This window comes from Actinacidiphila sp. bgisy144, assembly GCF_057708105.1.
Genome location: NZ_JBYIRM010000001.1, coordinates 268,530 through 284,600 on the forward strand (window position 1 = coordinate 268,530; position 16,071 = coordinate 284,600).

Here is a 16,071-nt window from a genome sequence, read left to right on the forward strand (position 1 = left end):
TGACGCGCGTTCGGCCCCGCTTCCCCCGTGGCAGCGGGGCCGACCGCTTTCACAGCTGGCTCAGGACCGCCGGGTCGGTGATCTCCGTGTCCCGGGCGAGCATCATCGCCTTGCTGAGGACGATCGCGAGGGTGCGGTCGCCCTCGAAGGGCAGGTAGCCGACCGCCGGGGTGCCGGGCGCGGCCTTGGGCACGATGCACAGGTAGCGGCCGTCGGGCGTCCGCAGGATGTTCCCGGAGCCGAGGTGGATCTTGTACGTGTGCCGGTCGCCGCGTACATGCAGGAAGCGGCCCTCCACGCTGCACCGCTCGGCGATCGCCAGGCGGGGCACCAGCCGGGCGAGCAGGTCGCGGCGGGCGAGGGCGGTCTGCGACAGCTCGCCGAAGCCGTAGCTCTGCCAGTAGGTCCGGAAGCGGCCCTCGGGGCCGCCGTCCTGCCACTCCGGGTCGTTGCCGACGCTGGCCACCCCGACGAAGAGGTCCACGTCGCGCAGCACCTCGCTGAGCACCAGCGGGGGGACCTCCGCCAGCGGCACCGGCTCGGCGGGCTCCTGCCCCCGCACCGGTCCGTACCGGCCGACGTGGGCGTGCGCGACGTTCTCCGCCGCACCGGCGCGGTAGAAGCGCACCTGATCGGTGGTCAGCCACACGAAGGCCCCGGACTCCGAGACGTCCTCCTCCACGCCCTCGACCCAGTACTCGGCCCGCAGCCCCCACCGCGGCAGTTCGCGGGTCGCGGGCGGGAAGTCGTCGTCGACCGCCAGCCGCAGCGGGTCGCGCCAGCCGCGGACCGCGGCCAGCGCGTGGAACGGGTACTGCCGCAGCACATGCCCGGCGAACCGGTTGGAGTACGTCCCCGTGGCCCGCTCGGCGTCGGTGAGCGGATACACCTCGCGGTGGGCCTGCTTGAACGGCTGGGTGACCGCGTGCCGCTCCAGCCAGTCCCGCCAGCCGGCGACCTCGGCGGGCTCCCGGCCCACCGGGTGCCACAGCTCGACGGCGGCGTCCTCCGCGACCGTCCCCAGCTCCTCGTCCGTGAGGGTCCGCAGCGCGCCCCGCGCCCAGCCGCAGGCGCGGCCGTCGACCGTCCACAGCAGGCGTCGGGCGAGGGTGCCGAGCAGCGGGTGGTCGAGGTAGCGGGCGCGCCACGCGGCGTAGGGCCAGGTGCGGCGGGCCAGGAACTGCCGGTCCAGCCGTTCGGTCTGGGCGCGGAGCATCTTGTCGATGTCCTTCGCGGCGGCCTTCAACTCCGTGATCAGCTCAGGCTGTTCGCGCTTGAGTGCGGCGGGCGGGCTCTTGACCGCCTTGCCCGCGGGGGTGCGCCAGGTCAGCACCGCCTTGCCGCCGGTCACCGCCAACTCGCCGTGTTCGTGCGGCAGCCGGCCGACCTCGGTCAACCCGTAGGCGGGCACGGCGAGTTCCTCGACCTCCTCGCGGCTCATGCCGAGCGCGGCGGCCCGCGCCCCGAGGGCGGTGTCGAGCTGCTTGAGGGTGCCCTTGAAGGTGACGCGGGCGGCGAGCCGGGCGAGTTCGGCGAGGGCGGCCTCGTCCTCGATCCGGGACAGCGCCAGCACGGCGGCGTTGGCGACCTTGGGGTTGCGCGGGCCGGTGCCGGGCACCTTGCGCAGCGACGTCTCGACCAGCCGGCCGAGCGCGCGGGCGGTGTCCGGGTGCGGCGGCAGCAGCGCCAGCAGCCAGGCCAGGCCGCGCAGCGCGTTCGCGTTGTAGGGGTCGTAGAGGTCGTCCTGCGCGACCTGGGCGTATCCGCGCCCCCGGTACGGCAGGGTGCGGGGGCGGCCGACGAGCGCGAGCCAGCCGGTGATGCGGGTCCGGGCGGTGTCCGCGCCGAGCCGGTCCAGCAGCGCGCTGCCCTGCGCGTTCCACCCGGCGGTGGGCCGGGCGGCGGTGGCGGTGGCCGCGTGGCGCAGCAACGCGCTCCAGGGCGGGCCGAGTTCGGCGGCGTCGGCGAGCGCGGTGTCCGACCACGCCTCGCCGACGTCCAGGGCGGGCTCGGTGAGGACCGCCGCCAGCCCGGCCATCCGCCCGGGGGTGTAGGCGGTCAGGGCGGTGCGGCGGACGACGGCGACCACGCCGGCGGGTACGGGGCGGCCGGCGGCGCGCTCGTCCTCGACCAGGTCGGCGAGCCCGTCGAAGATCGCGACGCTGTGCAGGGCGGCGTAGCGGTCGAAGTGCGCGGCGCGGGTCGCGGTCAGCGCGTCGTCGCCGAGACCGCGGGCCAGCCGGACCACCAGCTTGAACAGCCCGTCGAGGAACGGTTGGTTGTCCTCGCCGGCCAGGTGCCGGGCGGTCAGCAGGTCGAGCAGCCGGCGCCGGTCCGCCTCGGGCAGCTCCTCGACCTGTGCGAAGAGTCCACCGCCCCGGTGGTATCCGCCGACCTTCCCGGCCACGCACGCCAGCGGGTCCGCCAGCGCCTCGATGTCCCGCGCGGCCAGGTGCTGCCGGCAGACGGTCAGGAGTTCCTCGAAGTCGTTCATCAGCCACCCACCAGCGGCACGAGCTTGAGGAAGACCACTTCGGTGCCCGGGGGCAGGTCGACCTCCTCATCCCACTCCTGGACCTGGCGGTCCCCGACGAGCACGAGGAAGCCGTTGCGCCCGAACGCCTCCCGGGCCAGCGCGTACTTCTGCTCGGAGTCGATCCGGCGCGGGGCGCCCGACCGGTGGGCGTCCGGCGCCGCCGCGGTGCCGGCCGGCTGGACGAGGCCGCGGAACGGCACGCCGTCGGCCGGGTAGTTCTCCGCGACCTCCTGGAAGACCCGTCTGCGGACCAACTCGCCCACGGTCAGCCGCTCTTCGGCGATCTCCAGACCCCAGGAGCCGCCCCGTCCACCAGATGTCGTCTCGTCGACGTATGTGACCCTTGCCATAGCCGTCACCCTAGGTGACCCCACTGACAGTCAGCCGGCTCGTACGGGGCTCCGGCGGACGGGGTCCTACGCCCCCTGCGCCGAGCACGTCGACGGCCGGAGGTGGCCGGTGACGAAGGCGGCGATCTGGTCGAGGGCCTCGGCCGCCTCGTCGACGAGCGGGGCGAAGCCCTGGAACACGTGCGGCGCTCCGGGGAAGATCCGCAGGGTGACCGGGACGTCGGCGTGGGCGGCCCGCGCGGCGAGCCGCAGGGCGTCGTCGAGCAGGATCTCCCGGCCGCCGGCCTGGATCAGCAGCGGGGGCAGTCCGCGCAGATCGGCGTGGAGCGGGCTGGCCAGCGGGGTGCGCGGGTCTGCTCCGGCGAGGTAGTCGGCGGCCCGGGTCTCCAGGGCCCGGCGGGTGAGCGCCGGATCGGCGTCGGCCCGGGTGGCCATGGTGCCGCCGGACTGGGTGAGGTCGGTCCACGGCGACAGGACACTCGCGGACGAGGGCTGCGGCAGCCCCGCGTCCCGGATCGCCAGCAGCAGGGCGAGGGCGAGGCCGCCGCCGGCCGACTCGCCGGTCACCGCGATCGAGTCGGCCGGGGTGCCCCGGTCGAGCAGCGTCCGGTAGGCGGCCAGCGCGTCGTCCACGGCGGCCGGGAAGGGGTGTTCGGGGGCGAGCCGGTAGTCGACGGACAGGGCGGTGGCCGCGGTGCGCCGGGCGATCTCGGAGGCCAGGCCGACGCCCGCGGCGGCGGAGCCGATCGCGTAGGCGCCGCCGTGGAAGTACAGCAGGGTGCCGGCCGCCGCCGCGGTGCCGCCCGCCCGCACCTCGACGGCGGGCACCCCGCCCAGGTCGGTTTTCCGGGTGCGGACGTCGCCGGGCAGCGGCGCGGCGCCGAGCACCTCCTCGAAGACGCGGCGCATCGTGGCCACGTCGCCGCCCAGGTCCAGCGGCGAGTTCAGCAACAGGTCACTGACGGCGTCCAGTTGACTGCGGGTCATGTCGTGTCCATTCGTCAGGGAAGGCGAGGTGATCGGTGACGGACCAGGTAACGGGAGCAGGTACGGAACACGGGCGCGGGGCCGCCTACACCCGGGCGACGTGCAGGACCTCCTCGAATCCCATGCGCCGCACGAAGTCCGTGCGCGCCTCCAGCACGGCGGAGTTGGCCTGTTCGACTTGCGAGTTGGTCAGGTCCACCACGCTGCGGAAGGGGCGCTCGCCGAAGGGCAGGGACAGAATCCTGGCGATCTCCTCGGCGACGGCCGAGGGGTCGGCCGGCGTGCCCGGGGTGAAGAGGCGCTCCGTGGCCTGCTCGTTGCGGGCGACCAGCGGGTCCAGTGCCTGGTAGCCGGCGGCGACACCAGTGGTGTCCGCGGGCCGTCCGGCCTTGGGGAAGTGGTCGGTGCCCTGGGTGAAGGCGCCCGGCATGACGATCACCGTCTCGATGCCGAGCGGGGCCACCTCGTAGGAGGTCACCAGGGCCAGCGCGTCCATCGCCGCCTTCGAGACCACGTACGGACCGAGGAACGGCGGTGTGGTCACCGGGATGGTGCTGCCCACGTAGAGAAGGGTGCCGCTGCCCTGTCCGCGCAGGTGCGGCAGCGCGGCACGGTTGAGCCGCTGGACACCGAGGGTGTTGACGTCGACCAGGCGGGCGATCTCCTCCGCGGTGAACGCCTCGACGTAGCCGGTGACCAGGTGCCCGGCGTTGTGGATGACGACGTCGAGCGCTCCCCCGTCCGCCAGCACGGCCGCCACCGCGCGGTCGGCGGACTCCTGCGAGGTGACGTCGAGTTCGACCACCTTCAGGTCGAGCCGTTCGGCCTCGGCGAGCCGGCGCAGTTCCGCGGCGGGGGCGGCGTTGCGGGTCCCGGGGCCGCGCATCGAGGCGTGGACGCGGTGGCCGGCCCGGGCCAGGGCCCTGGCGGTGAGGTTGCCGATACCGGTGGCGGCGCCCGTGATGAGCACAGTGGACATGGTGGTCTCCTGCCGGAGGGGGTGGAGGGGAGGAAAGTCGGTGGGCGGGGGCGGCGTCGCGGGTCAGGCGATGCCGCCGTTGCTGAACAGCACTTGGCCGTTGATCCAGCGGCCGGCGGGACCGGCCAGGAAGGAGACGGCCTCGGCGATGTCCTCGGGGGTGCCGAGCCGCTCCAGGGGTGCGGCGGCGGCGATCCGGGCGATCAGCTCCTCGCTCTTGCCCTCGGCGAAGAGCGGCGTCGCGGTGGGCCCGGGGGCTACCGCGTTGACGGTCACGTCCCGGCCGCGCAGCTCGCGTGCCAGGATCAGGGTCATGGCCTCGACCGCGCCCTTGGTCGCCGCGTAGCCGCCGTAGCCGGGTTGCTGGAGCCGGGTCACCGAGGTGGAGAAGTTGATCAGCGCGCCGCCGGGGCGCAGCCTGCGGGCGGCGAGTCGGGAGACCACGAAGGTCCCCCGGACGTTGACCCGGTGCATACGGTCGAAGGCTTCCAGCTCCATCTCGGCGAGCGGAGCCAGCAGCATGATCCCGGCGGTGTTGACGACCGTGTCGACGCCGCCGAACCGTTCCTCCGCGGCGTCGAAGAGCGCGGCCGCCTCCGCGGGCTCGGCGACGTCGCCGGGCAGGGCCGCCGCCGTGCCGCCGGCGGCGATGACCGACTCGACGACCGCCTCGGCCTTCGCCGCGCTGCCCGCGTAGTGGACGACGACGGCCATGCCGTCCGCGGCCAGCCGGCGCGCGACCGCGCCGCCGATGCCGCCCGAGCCGCCGGTCACCACGGCCACCCTGGGGCGGCCGGGTCCGTTCTGCGATACCGCGTGGTCCATCGCTGCTCCTTGTCCGGCATCCGCGGGGACACCTGGCACCGGGGGTTCGCGGGCGGTCGCCCGACGACGGGATCAACCCTCCGCCACGTGCTGATATTTGTCTAATGCATCATGAAGATGTAGATTATTCGAATGGTGCATATTGAACGGGTCGACCTCAACCTGCTGGTCCCCCTCGCCGCACTGCTGGAGGAGCGGCACGTCTCGCGCGCGGCCGAAGTCGCCGGGATGAGCCAGCCCGCGATGAGCCGGGCCCTCCAGCGGCTGCGGGACACCCTCGACGACGAACTGCTGGTACGCACCCCGCGCGGGTACCGGCTCACCCCGCGGGCCGAGCGCGTCCACCGCCGGCTGCGGGCGGTCCTGCCGCGCCTGGAGGGCCTGTTCGCTCCGGAGGGGTTCGACCCCGCCTCGGCCGCCGAGGCGTTCCGGGTCGCGGGCACCGACTTCACCCAGGTGTTCGCGCCCGCGGTCTTCCAGCGGGTGTTCCGGGAGTCGCCGCGCTCCACCCTGCACTTCCGCACCTGGCACGACGCCATCTACGAGGACCTCGACCGGGGAGTCGTCGACCTGGTGTTCTTCGCCAGGTCGACGCCGCTCACCGCCCTGCACACCGAGCATCTCCTCGACGACCGGTTCGTGTGCGTGCTCTCCGCGGACCATCCGCTCGCCGAACGCCCGGAGATCGCCCTGGCGGAGTACCTGGACGCGGCCCACGTCGTCGTCGGCACCCTCGGCGAGCGCCAGACCGCGATCGAGCAGCGCCTGGAAGACCTCGGCGAGCACCGCCGGGCCGGGCTGACCGTCCCCTACCACTCCCTGGCCCTGCGCTCGGTCCCGGGCACCCGGCTGATCCTCACCCTGCCCGCGCGGCTGCTGGCGGTGCAGCGCCCGGACCCCGGCGTCCGCATCCTGCCCGCCCCCGAGGAAGTCCGCCCGCTGGGCTACCAGATGGCCTGGCACCCCCGGCTCGACGGCGACCTGGGGCAGCGCTGGCTGCGGAACGTCATCCGCACCGTCACCTCCGAACTGCCGGAGCCGGCCGAGCACTTCTGACCCCGCGCCCTGGTCCCGCGCCGCCCGCGCAGCGCATCCGGGAACGGCCCGTCAGACCGGGGTGAGCCGCCCGGCGGCCGCGGGCAGGGTCACATGGACGGTCAGGCCGCCCTCGGGCGCGCTCTCCACGCTGACGCGGCCGTGGTGGGCCTGCACCAGCGCCTGCACGATGGACATCCCCAGGCCCGCGCCGCCGGTGTCGCGGGCCCGGTCGGGCGCGGCCCGGAAGAAGCGGTCGAAGACGCGGCGGGCGTCCTCGGGGGCGAGCCCCGGGCCGCGGTCGGTCACCGACAGCCGTACTTCGCCCTCGCCGTGCGCGGCGACCTCCACGGTGACCGGGACCCCGGCGGGGGTGTGCACGCGGACGTTGTCCAGCAGGTTGCCGACGATCTGGCGCAGCCCGGCCTCGTCGCCGAGGACCGCGGGCAGGTCCTCGGCGCCCTCCCCGCCCCCGGCCGCGCCGGCCCCCTCGCGGTACGCCGCCCCCGCGCCGTCGGGCTTCGCCCCGCCATACGCCTCCCCCGCACCGGCCGCTCCCCGGCCCGGCACCAGGACCGTCACCGGCCGCCCGGGCTGCTGCGCGGCCAGATCGGCGGCGGCCTCGCGGGCCAGGCAGGCGAGGTCGACCGGGCCGAACCGCAGGGCGGGGCGGTCGTCCAGCCGGGCCAGCGCGAGGAGTTCGTCGACCAGGCGGCTCATCCGCAGCGCCTCGGCCGACACCCGGCGCAGCGCCCGGTCCTGCTCGTCGGCGTCGAGCATGCCCTTCTCGTAGAGCTGGAGGTAGCCGCGTACGGACGCCAGCGGGGTGCGCAGCTCGTGCGAGGCGTCGGCGAGGAACTGCCGCAACTGGGCGGTGGCGCGGTCGCTTTCGGTGAGCGCGGTCTCGATCTGCTGGAGCATCGCGTTGAGCGAGCCGCTGAGCTGCTCCACCTCCTCGCAGCCGTGCCGCGCGGTCGGCTCGGGCACCCGCCGGGACAGGTCACCCTCCGATATGGCGGCCGCGGTCTCCACGATGGCCTCCAGCGGCCTGAGCCGGCGCCGGGCGGCGGTGAGCGAGCCGACGGCGAGCAGCACCAGCAGCACCGCGCCCACGCAGCCCTCCACGACGAGCAGTTCGCCGATCGCGTGGTACACGCCGCTCAGCCGCATGCCGCGGACCACGACGGTGCCGTCCGCCAGCCGCATGCCGATCACCCGGTAGGACCTACCGCGGGCGTGCACGGTGACCGCGCCGGCGCCGGCCAGGTGCCGCGGGTCGGGCAGCGCGGCGGCCAGCGCCCGCTGCTCGCCGTCGACCGGGGTCGCGCTGCCCGGGCACATCGCGCCCGGGCGGCCCTGCGGGTCGAGCACGACCAGCAGTTCCTGCTGGAAGGTCTTGGCGAGCACCGAGTCGTCCTTGCCGCCCAGCAGGTCGGCGAGCGTGCACAGCTGCCGCAGCCCGCGGGCGTCGACGGCGGTGTGCGCGATCGCCGACTGCGACGACTTCAGCGAGTCGTCGATCTCGTTGATCAGCACCATGTACGTGGCGGCGATGCTCGCGGCCGCGGCGAGCACCAGCCCGACGGCGACGAAGGCCACGGTGGCGATGGTGAACCGGCCGCGCAGCGACTGCGGCCGCGGCCAGAAGCCGCAGCGCACCCAGGCGGTGGCGGCGCCCCTCACGCCGGACCGCCCCCGGGCGGTAGGGCGGTCGGTTCGCAGAAGTCCAACTCACTCTCGTCGTAGGGGCGTTGCGCCGCATCCCGGCGGACGGCGGCCTCGTCCGGCCCGGGTCCGGGGAAGATGCCGTAGCCCACCCCGCGCCGGGTCTGGATCAGCGGCGGCCCGAGCCGGTCCAACTTCCGCCGCAGGTAGGAGATGTAGGTCTCCACGACGGTGGAGGAGGAGACGGCGCAGTCGTAACGCCAGACGTGCTGGAGGAGTTGTTCCCTGGTGAGGATGCGGCCGGCGTTGCGCAGCAGGTGCCGCAGCAGGTTGTACTCGGTGGGGGTGAGTTCGACCGGCTGTCCGGCGCGGCGCACGGTGTGGGCCGCCTCGTCGAGTTCCAGGTTGCCGTGGCGCAGCACCCGCGCGGCGGGCAGCGGGTCGCGGCGACGGGTGCGGCGCAGCACCGCGTGCACCCGGGCCACCACCTCGTCGACCCCGAAGGGCTTGGTGATGTAGTCGTCGCCGCCGAGGGCGAGTCCGGCCACCACGTCGCGCGGCGCGTCGCGGGCGGTGACGAAGATGACCGCGGGGCCGTCGGGCTGCCCGCCGGACACCTCGCCGCTCCTGGCGGCGTGCTCGCGGCGCAGCGTGCGGCAGACCTCGAAGCCGTTGCCGTCGGGCAGCATCACGTCGAGCAGCACCAGGTCGGGCCGGTGCTCCCGGGCGGCGGCGAGCGCCTGCCGGCCGGTCGCCGCCTCATATACGGTGAATCCGTTGTATTTCAGGGTGATCCGCAGGATGTCGGCGATACCGGGTTCGTCCTCGACGATGAGCACCGTGGCGTCCATGCCCCTCAGTATCCGTGGCCGCGACGGCGGTTGGCGGCACCGAACTTTGGAGTTCCTTGAGAGAACGCGGTTCGGCTTGGTGGTGGGGTGTGCGGCCGCGGACGCTGGGAGGGCGGGGTGCGCCGGGCGCCGAGGCGGCCGGCCGGCCCCCGCCGAGGACACCGGGAACGGCGAAGACGACGAAGACGACGATGGGGATGTGGACGTGGCGGGTGTGGCGCGCTGGTGCTTCCGGCACAAGTGGTGGGTGATCCTGCTCTGGTCGGTGGCGCTGCTGTCCGTGGGCGGGGCGGGCCGGGCGGCCGGGGACGCGTACTCCAACGCGTTCTCGCTCAAGGGCACCGAGTCCGCGAAGGTGCTCGACCTGATGGGCAAGGCGGTGCCCCAGCAGTCGGGTGAGGCCGACACGGTGGTGTGGCACGTGGACTCCGGCTCGGTGCGGGACGCCGCGGTGCGCGAGCGGATCAGCCCGATGCTGGCGCGGGTCGCACACCAGAAGGACGTCGGCGCGGTCGTCGGGCCGTACACCGCGGCGGGTGCGGCGCAGATCAGCAAGGACGGCCGGACCGCCTACGCCACCGTGACGTACACCAAGCTGGGCGGTGAACTCTCCAACGACCAGGCGTCGTTGCTGATCGACACCGCGCACGCGGCGCGGGCGCCCGGACTGCGGGTGGAGGTGGGCGGCGCCAAGCCCGCGCAGGCCGAGCAGCCGCTGCCCGAACTCGCCGAGGGGATCGGCATCGCGGCCGCCGGAGTGGTCCTCTTCCTCGCACTGGGTTCGCTCTTCGGCATGCTGCTGCCGATCGTCACCGCGCTGTTCGGCATCGGCATCGCGTCGTCCGCGATCATCCTGCTCAGCCACGGGATGGATGTCGCGGACTTCGCACCGGAGTTGGCGACGCTGGTGGGCCTGGGCGTCGGCATCGACTACGCGCTGTTCATCGTCACCCGGCACCGGCGGGCGATCCTGCGCGGCCGGAGCCCGGAGGAGGCGGCGGTCGTCGCCCTCAACACCTCGGGCCGGGCGGTGCTGTTCGCCGGCGGCACCGTGTGCATCGCGCTGCTGGGCATGTTCACCCTGCGGCTGACCTTCCTCAACGGGGTCGCGGTGGCGGCGGCGTTGACGGTCGTGATCACCGTGGCGGCGGCGATGACGCTGCTGCCCGCGCTGCTCGGCGTGCTCGGCATGCGGGTCCTCAGCCGCCGCCAGCGGCGGGCGCTGGCCGCGTCGGGCCCGCGGACGGAGTCGGCCACCGGGGCGGCGGCGCGCTGGTCGGGCTTCCTCCAGCGGCACCCGCGCTCGCTCGCGGCGGTCGCGGTCGTGGTGATGGCCACGCTGGCGGTCCCGGCGCTGTCGCTGCGGCTCGGCTCCTCCGACCAGGGCAACAACCCGACGGGCACCACCACCCGCAAGGCGTACGACATGCTGGCCGCGGGCTTCGGTCCGGGCTTCAACGGCCCGCTGACGATCCTCGCCGAGCTGCCGCACTCCGGTGACCAGGCCGCGCTGGACGGCCTGGTGACGTCGCTGCGCGCCACCCGCGGCATCGCCTACGCGGCGCAGCTGCCGACCGCGGGGGACGGGAAGGTCGCCCTGGTCGAGGCGGTGCCGACCACCTCCCCGCAGGACAAGGCGACGTCCGACCTGATCGACCACCTGCGCGACGACGTGGTGCCCGCGGCCGAGCGCGGCAGCACCATGCGGGCGTACGTCGGCGGCCAGACCGCGGTGTTCGAGGACTTCTCGACGGTGCTGTACGGCAAACTGCCGCTGTTCGTCGGGGTGATCATCGCGCTGGGCTTCGTGCTGCTGCTCTTCGCGTTCCGCTCGCTACTGGTGCCGCTGACCGCGGCGGTGATGAACCTGGTGGCGGCCGCGGCCTCCTTCGGGGTGCTGGTCGCGGTCTTCCAGTGGGGCTGGGGCGGGCCGCTCGCCGGGCGGGCCGGGCCGGTCGACGCCTTCCTGCCGGTCATCATGCTGTCGCTGCTCTTCGGGCTGTCGATGGACTACCAGGTGTTCCTGGTCAGCCGGATGCACGAGGAGTGGGTGCACACCCGGGACAACGCGCGGGCGGTACGGGTCGGCCTCGCGGAGACCAGCCGGGTGATCAACTCGGCTGCCGTCATCATGATCTGCGTCTTCGCGGCCTTCGTGCTCAGCGGGCAGCGGGTGCTGGCGATGTTCGGCATCGGCCTGGCCGGCGCGGTGGCGCTGGACGCGTTCATCCTGCGGACGGTGCTGGTGCCCGCGCTGATGCACCTGTTCGGCGCGGGGAACTGGTGGCTGCCCGGGTGGCTGGACCGGCGGCTGCCGCACCTGGCGGTGGAGCCCGCCGAGGAGGACGCCGGGGACGCCTCGGGTGCCCCGGGTGCCGGGCCGGGTGAGCCGGGTGGGCCGGGTGAGCCGGCCGTCCCGGCGCCGCGCGGCGGTTCCGGCGCGGGCACGCTGGTGCGCGGCCGGGTGACGGGTGCGGCCGGAGTGCCGGTGCCGCGCGCGGAGTTGACGCTGATCGCGGCGGACGGCCGCCAGGCGGCCCGGGCGCGCGCAGCCCAGGACGGCGCCTACACCCTGCCCGCCCCCGCTCACGGCTCCTACGTCCTGGTGGCGAGCGCTCCCGGCCACCATCCGCAGACCGCGAGCGTGCTCACCTCGGGCGGCGAGGTCGACTGCGACCTGGAGCTGACCGGCACCGGCACGCTGGCCGGCACGGTGCGCCGCGCGGACGGCCTGCCCGTCGAGGACGCGAAGGTCATCCTCCAGGACGCCGACGGCCACCAGGTCGCCGAGGTGCGCACCGGCGCCGACGGGTCGTACGCCTTCACCAACCTCCACCCCGGCAGCTACACCGTCGTCACCGTCGGGTACCCGCCCTTCCCCGCCGCGGTCCGCCTCAGCGACGACGACCCCGACGGCGACGGCACCCTCGACGTCCACCTCACCCACTCCGACTGACCCCTCCCCCGCCGCCCAGGGCCCGGCCTCCCCTCACGGGGACGCTGTTGGTTAATTCGGGTCTGGTTGCTTCGCCCCGTCGTTATGCGGCGGGGCGAAGTGCTGCCAGGGGGCTGGTGCGGGTGCGGGCGCGGGGTTGGCCGGTGAGCCAGGCGTTGATGCGGATGAGGTTGATCGCGGCGCCGGTCAGCTGGTGCTGGAGGCTGGTCTTGGCCAGGCCGCGGTAGCGGGATCGGCGCAGACCGCAGGCTTGGACGGCCTGGGAGATGGTTCCCTCGACCCCGGCGCGGATCTTGTAGCGGTCCTTCCACTCGTCGGTTCCCTGGAGTTTCCGAGCCTGGTGGAGGGCTTCGTATTCGTCGCGGGGCTTGAGGTTGATCTCCCGGCGCTGGGCCTTCGGAGAGTTGACGCACTGCCGCAGCTGGGGGCAGGCACGGCAGTCGGCCGGAGAGAACCGGACCCGGATGGTCGGCAGTCCGTCTTCCGAACAGCGCTGGTGCCACTGCGTGCTGGTGACACCGTTCGGGCAGGTCACGTGTTGGTTGTCCCAGTCGATGCTGAACGCGTCCTGCCCGAATGCTGCCTCGCCACGGGCGTGCGGGACGGTCACCGACTTCAGCGGTCCGTGCAGCGCGACCCGGTGATCACGGCGGGCGGCGACCATCGCGCCGCCGTTGACATAGCCGGTGTCGACCCAGTGCTCGGCGGGCAGCAGGTCCCGCCTGGCAAGGTCGGCATGGACAACGGCGGCCATCCGGTCGTCCGGGACGGTGGCGACGGTGGTGGTCACGTTCGTGATCAGATGCACCCGCTCCGGCTCGCACGTCTCGGTGAAATGGACCTTGAAGCCGTCCCAGAAGGTGTCGCGCTTGACGCTGCCCCTGGCCTCGGGGTCATAGGGGGTGACCAGGCGCTTCGCACCCGGCGGCCGGTCTTTTGGGTCCCGCCGCTCCACCTCGCCCTCCACCAGGTGGAAATGCCGGACCCACAGCTGCCGCAGGAGCTCCACCTCTGGCAGTGTCCGAAGAGCTGAGGGAGCGTCATCGGTCCAGATCATCTCCAGCAGCCGCGTGCCGTCCGAGCCGATCCGGCGCCCCACCTCCGCCCGCTTGGCCTGGGCCTTGGGGAAGCGGGAGTCTTCGATCCGGGTCGCATAGTGCGTGAACCAGTCCGGCAGGGCGTGCGTGCTGAGCCAGTCCGGTTCGACGCGGGCCACCGCGTTCAGTGCCGCCCGCAGACTCTCGCCGACCAGCTCCAGCCAGTTCAGCTCACGTGCCGCAGACAGCACATGAGTGGAGTCGGTCCGTGCCTTGCCACCACGGCTGATCAGCCCTTTCTCTCGGGCAGCGGCTAGGATGCCGTCCAACACCGGCCGGCCGCCATCGGCGCTGACCAGCCGGTCCCGGAACTCCGACAGCACGGAGAAATCGAACCCCGGATCGGCCAGCTCCAGTGCCAGCGCGTACTTCCAGTCGATCCGGGCCCGCACCGCCTCTGCGGCCTGCCGGTCGGTCAGCCCCTCCACAAACTGCAACACCAGCACCAGCGCCAGCCGCCCCGGTGACCAGGCAGGCTTGCCCCGCACTCCAAACAGGCCCGCGAACTGCTCATCGCTGAACAGGACACCTAACTCGTCCCTCACCCGGATCGCCAGGCTCCCCTTCGGGAACGCGGCCCGCGCCACCCGCACCGTCTCCGCCGGGATCTCCCCGGACCCCTTCGCCTGCATCGACATCCGCACCCACCCCATACGACAACGTCGGCCTTCAAGACCACAACCGGGTCTTGAAGGCCGACGTCACGCGAGGCCCCGAATTAACCAACAGCGTCCCCTCACGGGGCGCCGGGCCCTTCCGCGTCCCCAACTCCCCCTGCTTACGGGGCGACCCGAGCTTGAACACGTTCAAAAATAGGTCTAGCATCCTTACTGTCAGAGAGTTTTGAACAGGTTCAACAACGCTCTTCCAGGGGTGGAACGCACCATGAACCTCACCGTCCTCGCCTACGTGATCTACCTGGCGGTCAGCGTCACGCTGACGGTCTGGGTGGCCCGGACCCTCAGCCACCACGGCCGGCTCTTCCTGTCCGACGTCCTGCACGGCGACGAGAAACTGGCCGACGCGGTCAACCACCTGCTGGTGGTGGGCTTCTACCTGGTCAACCTCGGCTTCGTCGCGCTGTATCTGAAGACCGGCGACGACATCGACAACGCCCGCGGGGTCTTCGAGGCGCTGTCGGTCAAGCTCGGCGTCGTCCTGCTGGTACTCGGCGCGATGCACCTGGGCAACGTCTACGTCCTCAACCGCTTCCGGCGCCGCGGCTTGAGCGACCGGGAGCAGTTCCCGCCAGTCGACCCGGACGACACCACGCCGACCGCGTGGGCGCCCGAACCCGCCGGTGCCTGAGATGGCCCCCCGCACACCGGCCGGCCGCCTCCCGCTGCGCGCGCTGACCGTCCTGTACGACCCGGACTGCGCGCTGTGCGCCTTCGTCGCGGGCTGGCTCGCCCGGCAGCGGCAACTCGTCCCGATCTCACTGGTGCCCACCGGCTCCGCCGAGGCCCGGCGCCGCTTCCCGGCACTGGACCACGCCGCCACGGCCCGGGAGGTCACCGCGGTCGGCGACCGGGGGCAGGTCTACCGGGGCGACAGCGCCTGGATCGTCTGCCTGTGGGCGCTGGCCGGGCAGCGGCGGCTCGCGCACACCCTGACCCGTCCCGCCGGGCGGCGGATGGCCCGGGCCGCGGTGCTCGGTGCCGCGAAGTACCGCGGCGCCGCCGTCCACTCCCGGGCCGCCCGCCCGCCGGCGCGGCCGAAGGCGACGTACGGGATGGCGCCCGGCTGGACGTACGACCGTGTCACCGGCTGGTCCCAGGCGCCGGTACCGACGCCGACGCTGACGCCTGCGCCCCCGTCTACGCCTGCGCCTACGCCGACCGCGGCACCGCCGCCGGCACCCGGCGGGCCCTGCGCGGACGGGTGCGGGCCCGGCCCCGGATAGGCTCACCCGGGTGGAGGACACGAACGACCGCACCACCGCGAAAGCCGCCGCCGCGGGCGAGGCGGAGCCGCTGCCCGGCGGCCGGGCCAGGCCGAAGACGGGCAAGAGCGAGCAGACCCGCGCGGCCATCCTCGACACGGCGATGCGGCTGTTCCAGGAGCGCGGCTACGACAAGACCACGATGCGGGCCATCGCCCAGGAGGCCGGGGTCTCGGTCGGCAACGCCTACTACTACTTCGAGTCGAAGGAATTCCTGATCCAGGGGTTCTACGACCTGATGACGCGCGAGCACGCGCGCGACGCGGCATCCCGCATGGAGGGGGAGCGGGATTTCGCCCGGCGCCTGGAGACCGCACTGGCCTCCTGGCTGGACTGCGCGGCGGACTACCACGAGTTCGCCGCGCAGTTCTTCCGGACCGCCGCCGACCCCGACAGCTCGCTCAGCCCGTTCTCCAGCGAGTCGCACCCGGCCCGTGAGACCGCCGTCGCCCTCTTCGGCGACGTCCTGGCCGGGTCCGACCTCGCGCCCAAGCTCGACGCCGAACTCGCCGGCCTCCTGCCCGAGCTGCTCTGGCTGCACCTCATGGTCGTCGTCCTCTACTGGGTCTTCGACCGCACCGAGGACACCGCCCGCACCCGGGAGTTCGTCCGCCGCTCCACCCCCCTGGTGGCGCGCCTGATCTCCCTGTCCCGCTACCGCGTCTTCCGCCCCCTGGTCCGCGACGCCACCGCCCTCATCCAGGACTTCGTCCTCCCCACCCTCGGCAAGTCCCCCCTCCCCGGCACACCGCGCTGACCGCGCTGACCGTTCGGCGTTCGGCGTTCGGCTGAGCACCGCGCGTCTCCCCGGCTACGACCGGCTACGGAAACGGTCGCCGCGGGTACTT

General features: G+C 73.5%; 13 protein-coding genes. 5 read left to right on the top strand and 8 right to left on the bottom strand.

The window, feature by feature from the left end; genetic code table 11:
- Positions 1-49: 49 nt before the first annotated feature.
- The 5 genes from AC3EVP_RS01280 to AC3EVP_RS01300 form a co-directional block, all read right to left on the bottom strand.
- Entirely contained in the window at positions 50-2,494 is a 2,445-nt protein-coding gene (locus AC3EVP_RS01280) for a DUF4132 domain-containing protein (protein ID WP_435124931.1), read from the bottom strand.
- Positions 2,494-2,886, bottom strand: coding sequence for a hypothetical protein (locus AC3EVP_RS01285; protein WP_435124933.1), 393 nt, complete (start codon positions 2,884-2,886; stop codon positions 2,494-2,496). The genes AC3EVP_RS01280 and AC3EVP_RS01285 overlap by 1 nt, the downstream gene beginning before the upstream one ends.
- Before the next feature lie 66 nt (positions 2,887-2,952).
- Positions 2,953-3,873 (bottom strand): alpha/beta hydrolase, encoded by a 921-nt coding sequence (locus AC3EVP_RS01290; RefSeq protein WP_435124936.1) that lies wholly within the window; start codon positions 3,871-3,873, stop codon positions 2,953-2,955.
- 85 nt (positions 3,874-3,958) lie between these two features.
- On the bottom strand, positions 3,959-4,852 hold the full coding sequence (locus AC3EVP_RS01295; RefSeq protein ID WP_435124938.1) for an SDR family oxidoreductase: 894 nt from the start codon (positions 4,850-4,852) through the stop codon (positions 3,959-3,961).
- A gap of 63 nt (positions 4,853-4,915) precedes the next feature.
- Positions 4,916-5,677 carry an SDR family oxidoreductase gene (locus AC3EVP_RS01300; RefSeq protein WP_335981812.1) on the bottom strand — a complete coding sequence of 254 codons (762 nt, stop codon included), beginning with the start codon at positions 5,675-5,677 and terminating at the stop codon, positions 4,916-4,918.
- A 132-nt stretch (positions 5,678-5,809) separates the two neighbouring features.
- Here AC3EVP_RS01300 and AC3EVP_RS01305 point away from each other — a divergent pair, with 132 nt between their 5' ends.
- Positions 5,810-6,733, top strand: a complete 924-nt coding sequence (locus AC3EVP_RS01305) for a LysR family transcriptional regulator (RefSeq protein ID WP_435124941.1) — start codon at positions 5,810-5,812, stop codon at positions 6,731-6,733.
- A gap of 51 nt (positions 6,734-6,784) precedes the next feature.
- Here AC3EVP_RS01305 and AC3EVP_RS01310 read toward each other — a convergent pair whose 3' ends face one another.
- Positions 6,785-8,395 (bottom strand): sensor histidine kinase, encoded by a 1,611-nt coding sequence (locus AC3EVP_RS01310; protein ID WP_435124944.1) that lies wholly within the window; start codon positions 8,393-8,395, stop codon positions 6,785-6,787.
- On the bottom strand, positions 8,392-9,228 hold the full coding sequence (locus tag AC3EVP_RS01315) for a response regulator transcription factor (RefSeq protein ID WP_435124946.1): 837 nt from the start codon (positions 9,226-9,228) through the stop codon (positions 8,392-8,394). The genes AC3EVP_RS01310 and AC3EVP_RS01315 overlap by 4 nt, the downstream gene beginning before the upstream one ends.
- Positions 9,229-9,427: 199 nt before the next feature.
- Between AC3EVP_RS01315 and AC3EVP_RS01320 the strand changes: the two genes are divergently transcribed.
- Positions 9,428-12,184 carry an MMPL family transporter gene (locus AC3EVP_RS01320; RefSeq protein ID WP_435124948.1) on the top strand — a complete coding sequence of 919 codons (2,757 nt, stop codon included), beginning with the start codon at positions 9,428-9,430 and terminating at the stop codon, positions 12,182-12,184.
- Between the two features lie 82 nt (positions 12,185-12,266).
- On the opposite strand, the gene AC3EVP_RS01325 is transcribed toward AC3EVP_RS01320, so the two are convergent.
- The gene (locus tag AC3EVP_RS01325) at positions 12,267-13,919 is read right to left on the bottom strand and encodes an IS1182 family transposase (RefSeq protein ID WP_435124951.1); all 1,653 of its coding nucleotides are present in this window, start codon (positions 13,917-13,919) and stop codon (positions 12,267-12,269) included.
- A gap of 247 nt (positions 13,920-14,166) precedes the next feature.
- Here AC3EVP_RS01325 and AC3EVP_RS01330 point away from each other — a divergent pair, with 247 nt between their 5' ends.
- Genes AC3EVP_RS01330 through AC3EVP_RS01340 form a run of 3 tightly spaced genes read left to right on the top strand, consistent with a single transcriptional unit; the run spans position 14,167 to position 15,980 of the window.
- A complete protein-coding gene (locus AC3EVP_RS01330; RefSeq protein WP_335978100.1) occupies positions 14,167-14,589 on the top strand; it encodes a hypothetical protein in 423 nt (140 codons plus the stop codon).
- A gap of 1 nt (position 14,590) precedes the next feature.
- Positions 14,591-15,184 carry a thiol-disulfide oxidoreductase DCC family protein gene (locus AC3EVP_RS01335; protein ID WP_435124954.1) on the top strand — a complete coding sequence of 198 codons (594 nt, stop codon included), beginning with the start codon at positions 14,591-14,593 and terminating at the stop codon, positions 15,182-15,184.
- Positions 15,185-15,194: 10 nt separating this feature from the next.
- Positions 15,195-15,980: a TetR/AcrR family transcriptional regulator gene (locus tag AC3EVP_RS01340; protein WP_435124956.1), complete on the top strand. Its 786-nt coding sequence runs from the start codon at positions 15,195-15,197 to the stop codon at positions 15,978-15,980.
- Positions 15,981-16,071: the final 91 nt, after the last annotated feature.